The following is a 15,966-nucleotide window of genomic DNA, read 5'->3' on the forward strand; positions in this document are numbered from 1 at the left end:
GCGCTACGTCCCCGCGCCCGTGTGCGATACGCACCACCGAGGCACTTCTGGCTGAAGCCCCCCGGCACGCACGCCGCCAACGAGCGTGGCCGAGCAATGTATCCAAGGAAACATTTGGGGTCCATCGACCCGCGGGGCTGCCCAGGTACGCAAAAGGCCCCCGCCCGATGTCGGACGGAGGCCTTCAGCGACTGCGGTGCCAGCGTCGAAGGACTACAGGAGCTTCATCAGCTCCGCGCGCTTGGCGTTGTACTCGTCGTCGGTGAGCACGCCCGCGTCCTTCAGCTCCTTGAGCTCCTTCAGGCGCTGCGCGGGGCTGCGCGTGTCCGCGGGCGCCGCCGCGGGCGCGGGCTCCGGCGGCCGCTGCTGGTACTGCTGCTGCTGCTGGTTCATGAACTGCTGGGCCATGCCGAAGCCCATGCCCATGCCCATGCCGCCCAGCGCATTGCCGCTGCCCTCACCGCCCTTGGCCATGCCCTCCGCGGCGCCCAGCATCGCCTGGCCCTGCGCGTACTGCTGGAAGCCACCGGCCAGACGCGAGTACGCCACGTCCTTGCCCAGCTTCTTCAGCGTCGCCTCGTCCTCCTCCTTGATGGAGACGTGGAAGTTGCCCATCCGCACCACGGTGAGGCCGTAGCCGTCCACGTGGGGCTTGAGGCCGGCGATGACCTCGGTCTCGATTTCCTCCGTGTACGCGCCGCTCGTCACGTCCAGCAGCGGCCAGCGCTTCTTGACGAGCAGCTCCGCGATGCGGTCACGCGTCACCTTGAGGACCTGGTTCTTGAACCAGCCGAGCAGCTCACCGTTGTCGGTGCGGCCCATGCCCACCAGGCCCACCACGAGGCGCTCCGGGTCCGTCACGCGGATGGAGAAGTCGCCGTACACCATGGTGCCGATGCCCAGGCCCGTCTCCGGGTCACGCACGTCACCGATGGGGCCGCCGAACTTCACGCCGGCGAACTCCCGGGTGGAGACGAAGAAGATTTCGGAGATGAAGAGGTTGCCGCCCGTGAAGCCCTCGATGAGCCGGGACAGGAAGGGGATGTTGTTCGTGTCCAGCGAGTGCCGGCCGGGCCCCAGCTTGCCCTCCACCTTCCCGTCCTTCACGAAGAGAGCGACCTCGTCCGCATCGACGGTGAGCTGGGTCAGCATCCGGACGTTGTTCTCCGGATACTTGTAGATGATGTCGCCCTTCGCCGAGTCCGCCCGAGCGATGAAGTTGCGCTTCGTCTCGCCCTTGATGCTGTCGAAGATACCCATTGCCAGTCAGCGCCTCCGTGGCCGCGTTGGCAGCCGGTCAACCCGCACCGCCACCCCACCCCTTTTAAGAGCATGGCATCCGGGACGAAAGCGCGCGCGCTCGCGTACCGTCACCTGCTCGCAACATGCCAGTTTCACTGGCGAAAGCCTAGCCGCTCGGCGGGCCGGCCGCCCGGGAATGCGACAGCCGGGGCCTTCAGCCCCAGCGGCTCACCAACCGCTCCCGGTCCAACAGGCGGATGCTGGCCCACAACAGGATGGCGTCCAGCACGAGCACCACCGCGCCCTGGAGCAGGTAGTACCCGAACCCCGCCTTGAGCACGCCGGCCACCTGGCCGCCCATCATCCCCACCAGCGGCAGCACCACCAGGGCGGAGAGCTGCTGCGCCATGCGCGCCTCGTTCACCCGCGCGGAGATGAGCACCGCCACCCCGTTGCCGAAGAAGGCGAACAACGGCGCGATGACGAACACGCCGAAGGTCCACAGCGCGTTCGGCATCAGCGGCGCCTTCACCAGCGGCCACGCGGCGATGTCCACGCCCACGCAGAACACCACGAAGGCCGCCCACGTAATCGCCACGGCGGGCACCAGCGCCGCCAGGCTCTTGCCCGCCACCAGCTCCGTCGCCGTTATCGGCGACGCCAGCAGCGGCTCCAGTGTCCTCCGCTCCTTCTCGCCCGCCACGCTCTGGGACGCGATGAGGATGGGCACGAACACCGGCATCACCAGGAACATGCCGAACCAGTCGGTGAGCGTCTTGTCGATGAGGAAGCGCGCGGCGCTGGCCCCCAGCGGCAGCGTCGGGTCATAGAAGAGCGCCACGCTGCGCAGGTCCGCGTCGTGCGGCGTGCGCACGTACGTCCACACCACGCCGATGGGCACCAGCACCATGACGGCCGGCAGCACCGCCATGGACACCAGCAGGCCCGCGTTCGTCCGCAGGTCCAGGAAGTCCTTCCAGAACACCGCCAGGGCCCGCCTCGGACGGAACGACATGGACTACCCCCTCCCCTCGCGCAGCAGCTCCAGGTAGACCTCTTCCAGCGGGCGCTGCGTGGGCACAGCGCTGTGCACCCGCGCGCCCGCGCCCACCAGGCACGCCACCACGTCGGGCGCGTGCGCCTCGTCCGCCAGCATGACGCGCAGCCGCGGCCCCTCCGCCAGGACGTTGGGCTCGAAGGGCAGCTGGGACAGCGCGCCCCGGAAGCGCTCCGCCTCGCCCTCCACGCGCACCTCCAGCGCCTGCCCCGCGTGACGCAGCTCGCGAATGGGGCCCATGGCCAGCAGGCGGCGCTTCACCACCGCCACGCGCTCGCACAGTCGCTCCACCTCCGACAGGTTGTGCGAGCACAGGATGATGGTGCGTCCCTCGGACGCCAGCTCCGCTACCGCGTCGCGCACGGTGCGCGCGGACTCCGGGTCCAGGCCGCTGGTGGGCTCGTCCAGGAAGATGACCTTGGGGTCGTGCACCAGCGTCCGCACGATGGCCAGCTTCTGCCGCATGCCCTTGGAGAAGCCGCCCACCGGCTCCTGCTCACGGCCGCCCAGCCCGAAGCGCTCCAGGTAGTGACGAGCGCGAGGCCAGGCCTGGGCTTCGTCCAGCTCGTGCAGCTTCATGAAGAAGCGCAGGTTTTCGTGCGCCGTGAGCCGGTCGTAGAGGCCGGGCTGCTCGGTGAGCAGCCCCACCACCTTGCGCAGCGGCTCGCCGTCGCGGTCCACCCGGTGGCCCCACACGGTGGCCTCGCCCTCGCTGGGCCGGAGCAGCCCGGTGAGCATGCGGACCGTGGTCGTCTTCCCCGCGCCATTGGGCCCCAGCAGCCCGAACACCTCGCCGGGCCGCACGTGGAAGGACAGCGCTTCCACGGCCACGCGGTCGCCAAAGCGCTTCCCCAGTCCCTCGACGTGGATGCCGCTCAATCGATGGTCACCAGGACGAACTTGTTGTTGATGTCGCGGTCCACCGGCGTGACGACCTTGTCCGAGCCCACCGCGGTGCGCAGCAGGTTGAGCCGGTTGTGCTCCACCAGCGCCCACTCACGGCCCGGGCGCTGGGCGGCGGCGCGCATGCGCGCGTTCGCGTCCGACGCGCGGTACTGCTCCACCGTGTTCTGCGAGTAGAGCGTCTCGCCGCGCCAGTTCATCATGTACGCGATGATGGGCTCGCCCTCCTGGCGCTGCGCGTAGTAGCGCCAGAAGAGGTCGCGCTGCGTCCAGTGGTGGGACAGGTCCACCCAGTGGTTCCAGTTGAACCAGAGGGCCATCCCCGCCGCGAGCACCCAGAAGGTGCCGAACAGCATCGCCCGCGCCCGCATCAGCGCCGCCACCACCGCCATGCCACCCGCGACCGCGAAGGTGAAGCCCAGCGACTTCTTGATGTTCACCGGCTCCGACAGCGCCTTGAGCAGCGAGTCCTCCGCCGCCGGCTGACGGAAGCCCCGCACCGCCAGCGCCACGCCCACCACCGCCAGCACGCCGGCCAGCGTCTGGAGCGACGCGCGGCTCTCGGCGTTCGCGCGCATCGACTCCCAGCCCAGGTAGCCGGCGACCATGAGCACCGCCACGCCCACCAGCGCCTTGGCGGACACCTGCGCCTGCGCGCTCACCGCGCCCAGGGTGGCCACGCCGCCCAGCAGCAGCAGCAGCGCCACCGCCCGCGCGCTCGGCGTCGTCCGGGCCCGTCCCTTGGCGGAGAAGGCGTCGAAGGAGAGATAGACGCCGAAGGCCAGCAGCACCAGCGTCACCAGGTCTCCCGACCACAGCGGCCGGGAGGAGAAGAAGGCGATGGGCTTCGTCACCAGGTCCTGCGGGTAGGTCCGGTCGTAGTTGTAGACGAACAGGTCGGTGAAGATCTTCGGGTTCTCCGCGATGTTCTTCCCCACCAGGATGAAGAGCACGAGCCCGAAGATGAGGCTCACCGCGTGGGCGGAGATGCCCTCTTCCCACAGCCGGTCGATGAACAGCGCCAGCAGCACGGCCACGCCCGGCAGCACCGGGAAGACGTAGTGGTGGAACTTGGTGGCGCTGGAGGACAGCAGCCAGAAGGAGAAGGCCACCCACAGCACCGCGATGATGGCCAGGTGGTCCGCCGCCTTCTCCGAGCGCAGCTTCAGCCGAGCCACCACCGAGAAGGCTCCGGGCAGCAGCGCCACCCAGGGGAAGATGGCGAAGCCGCCCTGCTCGATGAAGTAGATGAACGTCCCGCCCGGCGTGGTGGTGTGCACGCCCGACGTGAGGCGGTTGAGGTGGTCGTGGACGAAGAAGCGGTACCAGAAGAGCTTGCCCTCGTCGTCCACCGAGCCGAACAGCGACAGCGTCAGGTACCAGGGGCCCGCCACCGCGAAGAACACCAGGATGCCGGTGCCCAGGTGCATCTTGTACATCTGCCCCCACAACACAGGCATGGGCTGGCGGCCCTCGCGCACGTCCTTGCGGAAGCTGGACTGCGTGAGCCACTTCAGGTGTGCGTCCAGGCTGGCGCTGTCCCAGGGGATGACGGACAGGGCCGCGTACAGCACCAGGATGACGGCGGGGAGCCCCACGCCGAGCAGGCCCTTGGCCAGCGCGGAGAGGCCGGCGAAGAAGTAGAAGCCATACCACCAGGCGGCGCGGTGCTTCGTCGTCTCATCCAACTGGCCGATGAGCGCGCACGCCATGGCGCAGATGAACGTGGTGACGAAGGGCGTGTCCGTCACCGTCTGCCGCGTGAGCAGGAAGTAGAGCGGCATGGTGGCCAGCACGAAGCCGGTGGCCAGCCCCGCGCGCCGCGACACCACGCGGGCCACGGCCAGGGACAGCAGCGCCACCGCGGTGATGCTCAGGAGCGCGAAGGGCATCCGCATGCCCCACTCCGTATAGAGGCCGAGCATCCCGCCGGGGTTCACCGCGCCCACCGCGTTCATCCCCAGCGCCTGCATCCACATGGTGAGCGGCGGCTTGGAGAAGAACCACGCGCTCTCCCAGAAGGGGTACACGTAGTCCTGGCGGATAATCATCATCCGCGCGACCTCGCCGTAGTGCGTCTCCCAGGGGTCCCAGAGCCCCACCGCGCCCAGGTAGGGGAGGAACAGCAGGGCCGCGAAGCCCGCCGTGGCTGTCACGACGCGCAAGCTGAGGGACAGCTCCAGCCAGCGCTTCGCCCACTTCGCCTGGAAGAAGTCCTTGCCGAGGATGGCCTCGGAGAAGGTCTGCTCCTGCTGCTGTTCGACTTCGCTCTCCACGGACTGAAGCTCCTTGAGTCGTTCCGGGCGGTGGGCCGGCCCACCCTCGGCAGGACGCGGCGTTATATCCCCGCGGCCCCCGCCGGTCGACCATCGCCCGTGGCCAACGCCGTGAGCCTGACTGCGCGTCGCTGTGCAGGCGGGTGTACACGACAGAGACGCCAACCCCGCGAAAGCACGTCTCCCCGCCAGGGGCACGGCCCTTGAAACGCCCGGCCGCGGCGGCGCTTCCCGAGGCCGACGTGAAGCGCCCGCCGAGGAGACTCCATGCTCGCCCCCGCCATGTCCCTGGCTGGCGCTCTCCTGCTCGCGCAGCCAGGAGCCGAGGCCCCCGTCCTCCAGCGGCCATCCTCCCCGCCGCCAGTCCAGGGCTGAATCGCGCCCACGCTGCGTTCGTGTCAGCCCACCGGATGCCTTCCGTCTCCACGGCCCCGGCCAGACGCCGTGGAAGGGAGGGTACATGGAGAGGAAGCTCGTTTCGATTCAGCGTATCGACCACCTGGAGCCCGTCCCGGGAGCGGACACGCTCCTCAAGGCGCGCGTCATGGGCTGGGACGTCGTCGTGAAGAAGGGCGAGTTCGCCACCGGCGATGCCTGCGTCTTCTTCGAAATCGACAGCCTCCTGCCCGAGGGCCGGCCGTGGGCGGAGTTCCTCCGGCCCAGGGGCTTCCGGGTGAAGACGGCGCGGCTCCGGGGCGTGCTGTCCCAGGGACTCGCGCTGCCGACGTCCATCCTGCCCGGGGAGGTTCCTCCCGTCGGCACGGACGTGCGGGACGAGCTCGGGGTCATGAAGTTCGAGCCGGCCCTGCCGGACACGCGCGAGGTCGCCGGGCCCTTTCCGGGCCAGGTGCCGAAGACGGACGAAATCCGGCTGCAGTCGGCCCTGGGCATCCTGGACGAGATTCGCGGCCACGACTTCTTCGTGACGACGAAGCTCGACGGGACCTCCGGGACCTTCTTCCGCACGCTCGAGGGTGAGCTGGTGGCGTGCTCGCGCAACTGGGCCCTGAAGCGGGGGCCCAACCCCGTCTGGCGCATGGCCGAGCGCTACTCGCTCGACACCGTGCTGCCTCCGGGCTTCGCGGTGCAGGGCGAGCTGTGTGGCCCCGGCATCCAGAAGAACCGCCTGGGCCTCGACGCGCTGGAGTTGTTCGTGTTCAGCGTGCATGACACGCGGAGCGGCTGCTTCCTCGGGTACGCGGACTTCATCGCGTTCTGCGCGGAGCACGGCCTGCGCACCGTGCCGGTGGAGCACGTCGTCACCGGCGAGGCCGCGCGCACGTTCGACCACGGCCTGGAGCACTACCTGAAGCTCGCGCAGGGCCACTACGCGGGCACGAAGCACCGGAAGGAAGGCATCGTGGTGAGGCCGCTCGTCGAGCGGCTCTCGCCCGCGCTCGGCGGCAGGCTGTCGTTCAAGGTCATCAACAACGACTTCCTGCTCAAGGACGAGGATTGAAGCCCGGGGCCCGGGCGCTCCCCCCAAGGAACGCCCGGGTCCGGTGACTCAATTCGACGACGGCGTGAAGAGGCTGTTCACCGTGTTCACCACCGCCGCGCCCTGCGCCAGGCCGGGCACGGGCAGCGCGGAGAGCACCGCGCTCGTCGAGTCGATGAGCGCGTGCGTCTTCTGCGACGTCGTGGAGTTGGGGTTGGAGAACACGTCCCGCGTGTTGGACACGGAGGACACCGCGTTGGCGATGTTCAACCCCGGCACGAACTTGCCCGCCGTCTTCCCGACGAGCGTGGTGGGCAATGCCGTGGGAACGGTGCCCCGCGCCATCTGCCCGATCGTGCGGGCGCCCGTCTCGAAGGTGTCCGCCACGTTGATGATGTTGTTCGCCGTGCCCGCCGTGCTGCCAATCGAGTTCAGCACCTGCTGCGGCGTCGTCACCGGCGTCGAAGGCCCATTCTTCCCCCCCACGCTCTTCGCGACGTTGGCCTCGAGCTGCACCACGTTCATCGTCCGGTCCGCCACTTCCAACGTCACGCTGCCCGGCTTGATGTTCGAAACAGTGGTCGGCTTGACTCCAGGAATCTTCGGCATGATGTCCCCCCCTGCGTGTGACTGCGGCTTACATTGGGGTTATCTGCGATGATTATCAGGAGTTTCGCCTACATTTTCCGACCGACTTCTCCACGGTCCAGGGGCGGTCTCCAGCACGGTCCGGAGCGCCAGCTCCGCCGCGCGCAGCCGGGCATCCTGCGGGTCCACCCGGCGCGCCTCCACCAGACGCTCCAGGGCCTTCACGACATCGCCGCGTGAGAGCTCACAGCGAACGCCGGCCTCCAGCGCGCCCGTGTCCGAGGGGCCGTACAGCCTCGCCTCCGCGGCCGCGTGACAGCCCTCGTCCACGCGAGAGGCTTCGAGCAGCGCCCGGGCCAGCTCGACCCGCGTCTCGACATGAGACGGCGACAGCCGCACGGCCTCCGTCAGCGGCCCCACCGCCTCCCTCGGAAGGCCCAGTCGACGAAGCACCGCCCCCAACGTGCGCAGCGGTCCGGGCGCACCCGGGACGAGCAGGGCACTGGCGCGAGCCTCTCGCAGGACGGAGGGCTCCTCGAAGCGCAGCTCCGCCACCATCCGGTTCACCACCTCTTCATAGGCGGGGTACGCCGCGGGCCAGGTGAACACGAACCGGTAGACCCACTCGCCCCGCGGCACGAAGAGGGCCATCAGGTGTGCGGTGCCGCCGGGCGCCTCCAGCTCCGCGCGCAGCCGCTGCGCGCTCCGCCCATTCACGCGCGTCGCCGTGGGCCCCGTCACCTTCACCGTCCGGCCCTCGGGCCCTGGCGCACCGGGCACCAGCACCTCCTGCTGGTACTGCCGCGCCTGCACCGAGCCGTCTCCTGGCTCTCCCGTCTCGATGGCCTCCGCGGCGAAGGTCGCGCGGCCTCGTCCTGGAAGCCCGTTGGAGAAGGCCCGCCGGCCCTGCCCGTCCACCTCGCCCCGCCAGTCCCGCGGCAGCGACACCGAGATGCCGAAGCCGTCATCCCGCTCCGTGCGCCACACGGAGCGCTCCGCCACCACGGCGAATCCGAGCACCACCGCCGCCGCCACCATGCCCACCGGCCGGAGCCACCCCACGTCCGGCCGCCAGCGCGGCTCCAGGAAGACACCGCCCAAGAGCCCCGCGAGCAGCCCGCCCAGGTGCCCCGCGTTGTCCACGCCCACGGACGTCCACCCCATCCAGAGGAAGACGAGCACCGTGGGCAGCGCCCCCTCCATGGACATCCACCGCGCCGTCAGCCGCGTCTGGTGGCGGCGCCCCAGCACCAGCAGCGCCCCCACACAGCCGTACACCATGCCCGAGGCCCCCACGCTCACCGCGCTGGACCAGCCGAGCGAGCCCACCATGGTGGCCAGCCCCGCCGCGGCCAGCAGCGCCACGTAGTCCCGGCGACGGCAGCGCCGCTCCAGCGCGCTCCCCGCCGCCAGCAACACCAGGAGGTTGAGGCCCAGGTGCAGCGCGTCCCGGTGGAGGAAGTTCGCGGTCATCAACCGCCAGGCCTGCCCCGCGTCCACCACCAGCGGCCCCGCCTTCGCGCCCCACCGCAGCAGGGTGTCCACCCCCAGCGGCCCCGAGGAACGCGCCGCGGCATGGATGCCCACCAAGAGAGTGGCGAGGATCAGGGTCACCCAGGGAGCCCCGCCAGGTCGCCCTTCACCGGCCGATTGACCGATGGACAACAGGCCCGACTGCCCCACTTCCTCGGGAGAAAGCCCTGTCTTTTGAGGGGGATACATGGCTTGTACAGGGAAAGGGCGTTCTGCTATGACTGTACGCGGATCGGACCCGTGCTGAAGCTCATCATCGAAGACGACGAGGGGCGCAAGACTGTCGTTCCCTTCGTGCGTGACGAGATCACCATTGGCCGTCAGGAGGGAAACACCATCCGCCTGACGGAACGGAATGTGTCTCGTCGTCACGCGCGATTGGTGCGACTCAATGGCCACGTCGTGGTGGAGGACCTGGGGAGCTATAACGGCACCCGGATCAACGGCGAGCGAATCGCAGGTCAGTCGCCCCTGAAAGAGGGCGATCTGGTCCAGATTGGCGACTACGACCTCGCCCTCCAGGCAGAGGGCGCGGCCAACGCCGTGGGCCCCATCACCACCAAGGTGCCTGCCCGCCGGCCGGAGCCCGAGCCGGACGAGGACGACGACTCCGGCGATCACGGCCGCGACGACGCCGAGGAGAGCGACCACACGCCGCCCTCCCTCAGCGCCAGCGACGCGCGCCGCCACTCCACCTCCATCATCCGGTTGGATCAGGTGGAAGCGGATCGCCCCCGCAAGGTGGTGGACGTCCCTCCCGAGGACGCCCCCCGGCTGCTCGTGCTGTCCCCGGACGAGCTCAAGGGCCAGGAGTTCGCCTGCATCCGCACCGAGCTGCGGATCGGCCGCACCGACGACAACGACATCACGTTGGATCATCGGTCGCTCTCGCGCACCCACGCCAAGCTCGTCCGCGAGGACGGCGGTGAGTGGCGCGTCATCGACATGCAGTCCGCCAACGGCATGACGGTCAACGGTGAGAGCTACGCGCAGGCCACGCTCGCCACTGGCGACGTCATCGAGCTGGGCCACGTGAAGCTGCGCTTCGTCAACGCCGGCGACGTCTCGGACGACCTGGCGGACGGAGGGGGCTCGCGCTCGAAGCTACCGCTGGTGGCGGGGCTCGCCGCGCTGCTGCTCGGCGGCGGAGGCGCGGCGCTCTACTTCATGAGCCAGCAGGTCGAGCTGCCCTCGGCGCCGGTCGTCATCGCGGAGCCGCCGGAGACGGCCCCGCCGCCCGTCGATGAGCCGCCCCAGGCGCCCGCCGACGACACGCCGGAAGAGACGGCCCAGGCCGCGGCCACGCCGCCGCCGCCCGAGCCACCTCGCGGCCCCTCCCTGGAGGAGCAGCGGAAGGTCGCCGACGAGGCGATCAAGGCGCGTGACTTCGACGCGGCCGTGGCGGCGCTGGAAGGCATCAAGGACGCCAACGGCCGGCGCCCGAGGGACATCGAGACGCGGCTGGACGAGGCGCGCGCCGAGCAGCTGATGAAGCGTCGGCTCGACGAGGCCCGCCAGGCGCTGAGCGACGGCAAGCTGCCCGAGGCGGACGAGGCCCTGCGCGAGAGCGCCGGCACCAAGGCGTTCGCCAAGGAGTACGCGGCGCTGAAGGCCCAGGTCGCCGAGGCGCAGAAGAAGGCGGCGGCCGCCGCCGCGGTTCCCACCTCCGGTGTGGAGAAGCCGCCAGCCGCGGTCTCCGAGGCCATGAAGGCCGAAAAGGATGGCCTGGAGCACCTCAACAACAAGCGCTACACGCAGGCCATCGAGCGGCTCGAGCAGTGCATTGGCATGGAGCCCAACCGCGCGGAGTGCCACCTCTACCTGGGTGTCGCGTACGCGCGGAATCAGCAGGCGGACGAAGGCTCGAAACACTATCGGCGCTTCATGGAGCTGGCGCCGAACCACCCGCGCTACGCCGCCGTGAAGCAGCTCGTCGACGATTACGAGCAGAAAAAGAAGTAGTGGTCTGCCGGAGGCACCCCATCCCCCCCTGGGGACCTCCGGTCACATGACACTGAACTGCAGCGAGGAGACGCTGTGCAGATTCGCATCCTGGTAGTTGATGATGAGCAGGACAACTGCGACTACCTCAAGCTGGTCCTGACGCGCGAAGGCTACGAGGTCGTGACCACGACGGACCCCACCCAGACGGTGGAAATCCTCCGGGGCTCCGACTTCCACCTCGTCATCCTCGACATGATGATGCCGCAGATGTCGGGCACCGAGGTGCTGGAGCAGATTCGCAAGTACGACACGGACGTGGCCGTCATCGTCGCCACCGCGTACCCCACGGTGGACACGGCCGTCGCCTCGCTCAAGGCCCAGGCTTCCGACTACGTCAAGAAGCCCATGGAGCCGGAGCAGTTCATCACCGCGGTCCGCAACGCCCTCCAGAAGAAGGGCCTGTCCCAGGACCCGGAGGCGGACCTCCACCGCGCCATTGGCCGCACCATCCGCGACGCGCGCAAGACGCAGGAGCTCACGCTCAAGCAGCTCGCGCGGCGCACCGGCCTGTCGGTGTCCCTGCTGTCGCAGATTGAGCGCGCGGAGTCCTCCGCCTCCATCTCCTCGCTGTACAAGATTGCCTCGGCGCTGCAGCTGCGCATGGGCGAGCTCTTCGGCGACACCTGATGTCGCCGTGGCAGTCCCCCTCCGGCCGCCTTGACTAGCGGCCGGAGAAGCGGGGCGGGCGCTTTTCGAGGAAGGCCGCCCGCCCCTCCTTCGCGTCCTCGCTCCCGAAGGCCGCCGCGCGCAGGTCGCGCAGCCGTGCCCGGTCCGCCTCCTCCAGCGGGGCCCGAGCCAGACGTCCGAAGGACTCCTTCATCCCCGACACCGCCAGCGGTGCATGGCTGGCCAGGGTGGCGCACAGCGCCAGCGCCCGGGCCTCCGCATCCGTCAGGCAGTCGTCCAGCAGTCCCCACTCCAGCGCTTCACGTGCGCTCAGCTTGCGCGCGGCGAGGAAGAGCTGCTTGGCGCGCGCCACGCCCACCAGCCGCGCGGCCCGGGCCAGCCCTTCGGGCGAGTACACGATGCCCAGGCGCGCGGGCGGCATGAGGAAGACGGCGTTGGGCGTGCCGATGCGGAAGTCGCACGACGCCGCCAGGTCGAAGCCCGCCCCCACCGCCGCGCCCTCCACCAACGCCACGCTGGGCGCCGGGTGGGACTCCAGCTTCAGGAGGCAGTCCACCAGCAAGTCGTCCGGCAGCCGCCCGTCCGCGCCGGGCGGCCCCAGGTGCGTCAAGTCATAGCCGGAGCAGAACGCCCCGCCCGCGCCCCGCACCAGCAGGGCGCGCACGTGCGGAGCGGGCTCCAGCGCCGCGTCCAGTCGGGCCAGCAGTCCGTCATCGAGCGCGTTGCGCCGGGCCGGGTTGGACAGCGTCAGCACCCGGACCCCGTCGTCGCGGTCCTCGACGGTCAGCGAAGCCCCTGTCGCGGCGACGGGTTCCACTGCTAGCCGAGCACCACGAGGACGTCGCCCTCGTTGACCGACTGGGACTCCTTGACCCGGATTTCCTTCACCGTCCCGCCCTCCTCTGCCTCCACCGGCATCTCCATCTTCATGGACTCGAGGATGACGAGCGTGTCGCCCGCGTTGATCTGCTGGCCGACCTGGACCTCAATCTTCCACACAGTGCCGGTGATGTGCGCCGCAACGTCCGCCATGAATCCGTGCCTCCTCAGGGGTGGGTGGGGCTGGAGCGGGCCCCGCTACGCCGGCTTGGCGTGGTGCTCCAGGAAGTGGGTGTCCAGCTCGCCGGCCTGGAAGGCCGCATCCTGCACGATGCGCAGGTGGAGCGGGATGTTCGTCTTGATGCCTTCGATGCGGAAGGACTGGAGCGCCGCCACGGAGCGCTCAATCGCCTGCGCCCGCGTCTCACCGCTGACGATGAGCTTGGCAATCATCGGGTCGTAGTTGGGCGTGACGGTGTTGCCCTCGCCGTAGCCCGCGTCCAGCCGGACGCCCTCGCCCGTGGGCGGCTGGAACACCTTCAGCGGGCCCGGGGACGGGAAGAACTTCACCGGGTCCTCGGCGTAGATGCGGAACTCCAGCGCCGCCCCGCGCCGCTTCACGTCCTCCTGCTTCACCGTGAGGCGCTCACCGGCGGCGATGCGCAGCTGCCAGCCGATGAGGTCCAGCCCCGTGGTGAGCTCCGTCACCGGGTGCTCCACCTGGAGGCGGGCGTTCATCTCGATGAAGTACACCTGCCCGTCCGAGTACAGGAACTCCACCGTGCCGGCGTTGGCGTAGCCAAAGGCCTTCGCCGCGGCGATGGCGGCCGAGAAGAGCTTCTCCGCCAGCTCCGGGTTGCGGCCGTCGGCGAACAGCACCGAGGGCGCCTCCTCGACGACCTTCTGGTGGCGGCGCTGGATGGAGCACTCGCGCTCCAGGCCGTGGATGAGGTGGCCGTGGTGGTCCCCCAGAATCTGGACCTCGATGTGCCGCGGCGCCGGGAAGTAGCGCTCCACGTACACGCCTTCCTTGCCGAAGGCGGCCTTCGCCCGGTCCGTGCACTGGCGGTACGCCTTCTCCAGCTCCGCGGGGTTGTTCGCCACCGCCATGCCGATGCCACCACCGCCGCTGGCCGCCTTGATGAGCACCGGGAAGCCGATGCGCTCGGCCGCCGCCTGGGCGCTGGCCACGTCAGGCACCACGCCGTCGCTGCCGGGCACCACCGGGACGCCCGCGGCGGCCACCAGCTTGCGGGCCTGGCTCTTGTCCTTCATCCGCGCCATGGCCTCGGGCGGCGGGCCCACGAAGATGAGCCCCGCGTCCTTGCAGGCCTGGGCGAACTCGCCGTTCTCCGACAGGAAGCCGTAGCCCGGGTGGACGGCCTGGGCCCCCGTCTGCTTCGCGGCCTCCAGGATGGCGGCGGCGTTGAGGTAGCTGTCCTTGGCCGGCGCGGGCCCGATGCGGACCGCCTCGTCGGCCTCCTTCACGAAGGGCAGCTCGGCGTCCGCGTCCGAGTACACGGCCACCGTCTTGAGTCCCATGCCCCGGGCCACCACGCCGATGCGGCGGGCAATCTCTCCCCGGTTGGCGATGAGCAGCTTCTGGAACATGACGGAACCCCTGGGGTGTGGGTGCGAAAGGGCGGCGAACCTAACCCTCGCCCCCTCTCAAGACAAGGGTGCGGACGGCCGTGCAACAGGTCCCTACAGTCCAGTAAATTTGCGGGTCTACGAGACGGTGACGTACCTTGTCCCCCGTGAAGCCCCCCTCCTCTTCAAGCCCTGGCGGCGTGGTGGACCTGCACCGTGCGCGCCGCGCCAAGCGCCTGGACCTCTACCGTGGCCGACAGGCCGACCGTGTGCGCTTCGTTCGCACCACGTTGGAGACGCTGACGCAGAGCGGAACGCTCTTCACACAGGAAGGCACGCGCCGAGGCCTCGCCCTGCTCAAGGCGCTCCAGCTGCTGCAGCGGGCCCACGCGCGCCTGGAGGAAGTCTCCGGCGACGGCGTGCTGCCCGCGGCCCGGCTCCCGGAGCGCGTGGACGCGCTCTATTCGGAAGTCGACGGCCTGTTCGACCGCGCGGACACCCTGTCCGGCCGCGACGAGGCCAGCGTGGCCCAGCTTCCCGGCCGCTGAGCCCCGCTCCGACGGCGCGGCTTACGGCAGCTCCGTCTGGCCCTGGCGCCGCAGGAACGTGGGGATGTCGAACTGATCCTCGTCCAGCGGCAGGGGCGCGTCCTTCACCACCGCGGTGCGCGCGCTCACGGACTTGCCGCTCTCCACGGCCAGGGGCCGCGAGCCGGCGGCCTTCGCGGGCACCAGGCTGGCGACCTCCTCGCGCGCGTTGGCGAGCACGGACGGGCCCGGACGCGACATGGGCACCTGCACCACCGGCGCCACCGTGCGGACCTTGGGCTGGTCGCGGTGGACGAAGCCCGTGGCGATGATGGTGATCTTCACCTCGTCCGAGATGTTCTCGTCGATGAGCGAGCCGAAGATGATCTCCGCCTCGCTGTCGGCGGCGTCGTGCACCAGCGTCAGGGCCTCGTTGACCTCCTGCAGGGTCATGTCGCGGCCACCCGTGATGTTGATGAGCAGGCCCGTGGCGCCGTCGATGGACACGTCCTCCAGCAGCGGGCTGGAGATGGCCTGCTGCATGGCGACCAGCGCGCGCTTGTCACCCGACGAGTGGCCGGTGCCCATGAGCGCGATGCCCTTGTCGCTCATGATGGTCTTCACGTCGGCGAAGTCGACGTTGATGTAGCCGTGGTACTGGATGAGGTCGCTGATGCCCTGAACGGCGTTGAGCAGCACCTCGTCCGCGCGCTTGAACGTCTCCAGCAGCGGCATGGGCTCGTTGGAGAGCGACAGCAGGCGCTGGTTCGGAATGGTGATGAGCGTGTCCACCGCGGCCTTGAGCTCCACGATGCCCTGCTCGGCCTGCTTGCGGCGCTTGTTGCCCTCGAAGAGGAAGGGCTTCGTCACCACGCCCACGGTGAGGCAGCCCAGGCTCTTGGCGATGTCCGCGATGATGGGCGCGGCGCCCGTACCGGTGCCGCCGCCCATGCCGGCGGTGACGAACACCATGTCGGCGCCCTCGAGCACCGCGGCAATCTGGTCCCGCGACTCCAGGGCCGCCTCGCGGCCCATCTCCGGGTTGGCGCCCGCGCCCAGGCCCTTCGTCAGCGTCTGCCCCAGCTGGAGCCGCGTGGGCGCCTTGCTCGCGGCGAGCGCCTGGACATCGGTGTTGGCGGCGATGAAGTCCACCCGGTCCAGCTTCGAGAGGATCATCGTATTGACCGCGTTGCAGCCGGCCCCACCCGCACCGACGACCCGAATCTTGGCGGCCTGCTTGTTCTGATCGAACTGGTCCATGGTGGTCCTCTCGCCCGGAGTTGCGCGATGCAGCGCGCGTGCTCCCAACCTCCACAATCATCAGCAAGTCCCACGCTTTGGCAAGTATTCCGCTACGAGCCT

14 protein-coding genes are annotated in these 15,966 nt (G+C 69.7%); 4 read left to right on the top strand and 10 right to left on the bottom strand.

Going from position 1 to position 15,966, the window contains the following annotated elements; translation table 11 throughout:
• Positions 1-213 precede the first annotated feature (213 nt).
• The 4 genes from VZL07_RS04355 to VZL07_RS04370 form a co-directional block, all read right to left on the bottom strand.
• The gene (locus tag VZL07_RS04355; protein WP_426754065.1) at positions 214-1,260 is read right to left on the bottom strand and encodes an SPFH domain-containing protein; all 1,047 of its coding nucleotides are present in this window, start codon (positions 1,258-1,260) and stop codon (positions 214-216) included.
• A 196-nt stretch (positions 1,261-1,456) separates the two neighbouring features.
• Positions 1,457-2,257: an ABC transporter permease subunit gene (locus VZL07_RS04360; protein ID WP_426754066.1), complete on the bottom strand. Its 801-nt coding sequence runs from the start codon at positions 2,255-2,257 to the stop codon at positions 1,457-1,459.
• Positions 2,258-2,260: 3 nt separating this feature from the next.
• The gene (locus VZL07_RS04365) at positions 2,261-3,178 is read right to left on the bottom strand and encodes an ABC transporter ATP-binding protein (RefSeq protein WP_426754067.1); all 918 of its coding nucleotides are present in this window, start codon (positions 3,176-3,178) and stop codon (positions 2,261-2,263) included.
• On the bottom strand, positions 3,175-5,478 hold the full coding sequence (locus tag VZL07_RS04370; protein WP_426754068.1) for an ArnT family glycosyltransferase: 2,304 nt from the start codon (positions 5,476-5,478) through the stop codon (positions 3,175-3,177). Before VZL07_RS04370 ends, VZL07_RS04365 begins: the two co-directional genes overlap by 4 nt.
• A gap of 460 nt (positions 5,479-5,938) precedes the next feature.
• On the opposite strand from VZL07_RS04370, the gene VZL07_RS04375 reads away from it, so the two are divergent.
• Positions 5,939-6,937, top strand: a complete 999-nt coding sequence (locus tag VZL07_RS04375; RefSeq protein ID WP_426754069.1) for an RNA ligase (ATP) — start codon at positions 5,939-5,941, stop codon at positions 6,935-6,937.
• Positions 6,938-6,985: 48 nt separating this feature from the next.
• On the opposite strand, the gene VZL07_RS04380 is transcribed toward VZL07_RS04375, so the two are convergent.
• Both VZL07_RS04380 and VZL07_RS04385 read right to left on the bottom strand, forming a co-directional pair.
• Positions 6,986-7,525: a hypothetical protein gene (locus VZL07_RS04380; RefSeq protein WP_426754070.1), complete on the bottom strand. Its 540-nt coding sequence runs from the start codon at positions 7,523-7,525 to the stop codon at positions 6,986-6,988.
• A 39-nt stretch (positions 7,526-7,564) separates the two neighbouring features.
• Positions 7,565-9,112 (bottom strand): rhomboid family intramembrane serine protease, encoded by a 1,548-nt coding sequence (locus VZL07_RS04385; protein ID WP_426757231.1) that lies wholly within the window; start codon positions 9,110-9,112, stop codon positions 7,565-7,567.
• 165 nt (positions 9,113-9,277) lie between these two features.
• On the opposite strand from VZL07_RS04385, the gene VZL07_RS04390 reads away from it, so the two are divergent.
• Both VZL07_RS04390 and VZL07_RS04395 read left to right on the top strand, forming a co-directional pair.
• Complete coding sequence (locus VZL07_RS04390; RefSeq protein ID WP_426754071.1) at positions 9,278-10,999, top strand: FHA domain-containing protein; 1,722 nt, start codon at positions 9,278-9,280, stop codon at positions 10,997-10,999.
• Between the two features lie 75 nt (positions 11,000-11,074).
• Positions 11,075-11,668 (top strand): response regulator, encoded by a 594-nt coding sequence (locus VZL07_RS04395; protein WP_002634367.1) that lies wholly within the window; start codon positions 11,075-11,077, stop codon positions 11,666-11,668.
• Between the two features lie 34 nt (positions 11,669-11,702).
• Here VZL07_RS04395 and VZL07_RS04400 read toward each other — a convergent pair whose 3' ends face one another.
• From VZL07_RS04400 to VZL07_RS04410, 3 genes are read right to left on the bottom strand one after another with little or no spacing between them, the layout of a single operon-like run.
• A complete protein-coding gene (locus VZL07_RS04400) occupies positions 11,703-12,485 on the bottom strand; it encodes an enoyl-CoA hydratase/isomerase family protein (RefSeq protein ID WP_426754072.1) in 783 nt (260 codons plus the stop codon).
• A gap of 2 nt (positions 12,486-12,487) precedes the next feature.
• Positions 12,488-12,700 carry a biotin/lipoyl-binding carrier protein gene (locus VZL07_RS04405; RefSeq protein ID WP_426754073.1) on the bottom strand — a complete coding sequence of 71 codons (213 nt, stop codon included), beginning with the start codon at positions 12,698-12,700 and terminating at the stop codon, positions 12,488-12,490.
• A 45-nt stretch (positions 12,701-12,745) separates the two neighbouring features.
• The gene (locus VZL07_RS04410) at positions 12,746-14,098 is read right to left on the bottom strand and encodes an acetyl-CoA carboxylase biotin carboxylase subunit (RefSeq protein WP_426754074.1); all 1,353 of its coding nucleotides are present in this window, start codon (positions 14,096-14,098) and stop codon (positions 12,746-12,748) included.
• Between the two features lie 137 nt (positions 14,099-14,235).
• Between VZL07_RS04410 and VZL07_RS04415 the strand changes: the two genes are divergently transcribed.
• Entirely contained in the window at positions 14,236-14,625 is a 390-nt protein-coding gene (locus tag VZL07_RS04415; RefSeq protein WP_426754075.1) for a hypothetical protein, read from the top strand.
• 21 nt (positions 14,626-14,646) lie between these two features.
• Here VZL07_RS04415 and ftsZ read toward each other — a convergent pair whose 3' ends face one another.
• Complete coding sequence (ftsZ, locus tag VZL07_RS04420) at positions 14,647-15,864, bottom strand: cell division protein FtsZ (protein WP_426754076.1); 1,218 nt, start codon at positions 15,862-15,864, stop codon at positions 14,647-14,649.
• Positions 15,865-15,966 lie beyond the last annotated feature (102 nt).

The sequence above is a fragment of the Pseudomyxococcus flavus genome (assembly GCF_050038885.1).
Classification (GTDB): domain Bacteria; phylum Myxococcota; class Myxococcia; order Myxococcales; family Myxococcaceae; genus Myxococcus; species Myxococcus flavus.

Bases quoted from the DNA above. Each gene is read 5' to 3' on its own strand.
- VZL07_RS04355 (WP_426754065.1), bottom strand. From the start codon at position 1,260: ATGGGTATCTTCGACAGCATCAAGGGCGAGACGAAGCGCAACTTCATC.
- VZL07_RS04360 (WP_426754066.1), bottom strand. From the start codon at position 2,257: ATGTCGTTCCGTCCGAGGCGGGCCCTGGCGGTGTTCTGGAAGGACTTC.
- VZL07_RS04375 (WP_426754069.1), top strand. From the start codon at position 5,939: ATGGAGAGGAAGCTCGTTTCGATTCAGCGTATCGACCACCTGGAGCCC.
- VZL07_RS04380 (WP_426754070.1), bottom strand. From the start codon at position 7,525: ATGCCGAAGATTCCTGGAGTCAAGCCGACCACTGTTTCGAACATCAAG.
- VZL07_RS04405 (WP_426754073.1), bottom strand. From the start codon at position 12,700: ATGGCGGACGTTGCGGCGCACATCACCGGCACTGTGTGGAAGATTGAG.
- VZL07_RS04410 (WP_426754074.1), bottom strand. From the start codon at position 14,098: ATGTTCCAGAAGCTGCTCATCGCCAACCGGGGAGAGATTGCCCGCCGC.
- ftsZ (WP_426754076.1), bottom strand. From the start codon at position 15,864: ATGGACCAGTTCGATCAGAACAAGCAGGCCGCCAAGATTCGGGTCGTC.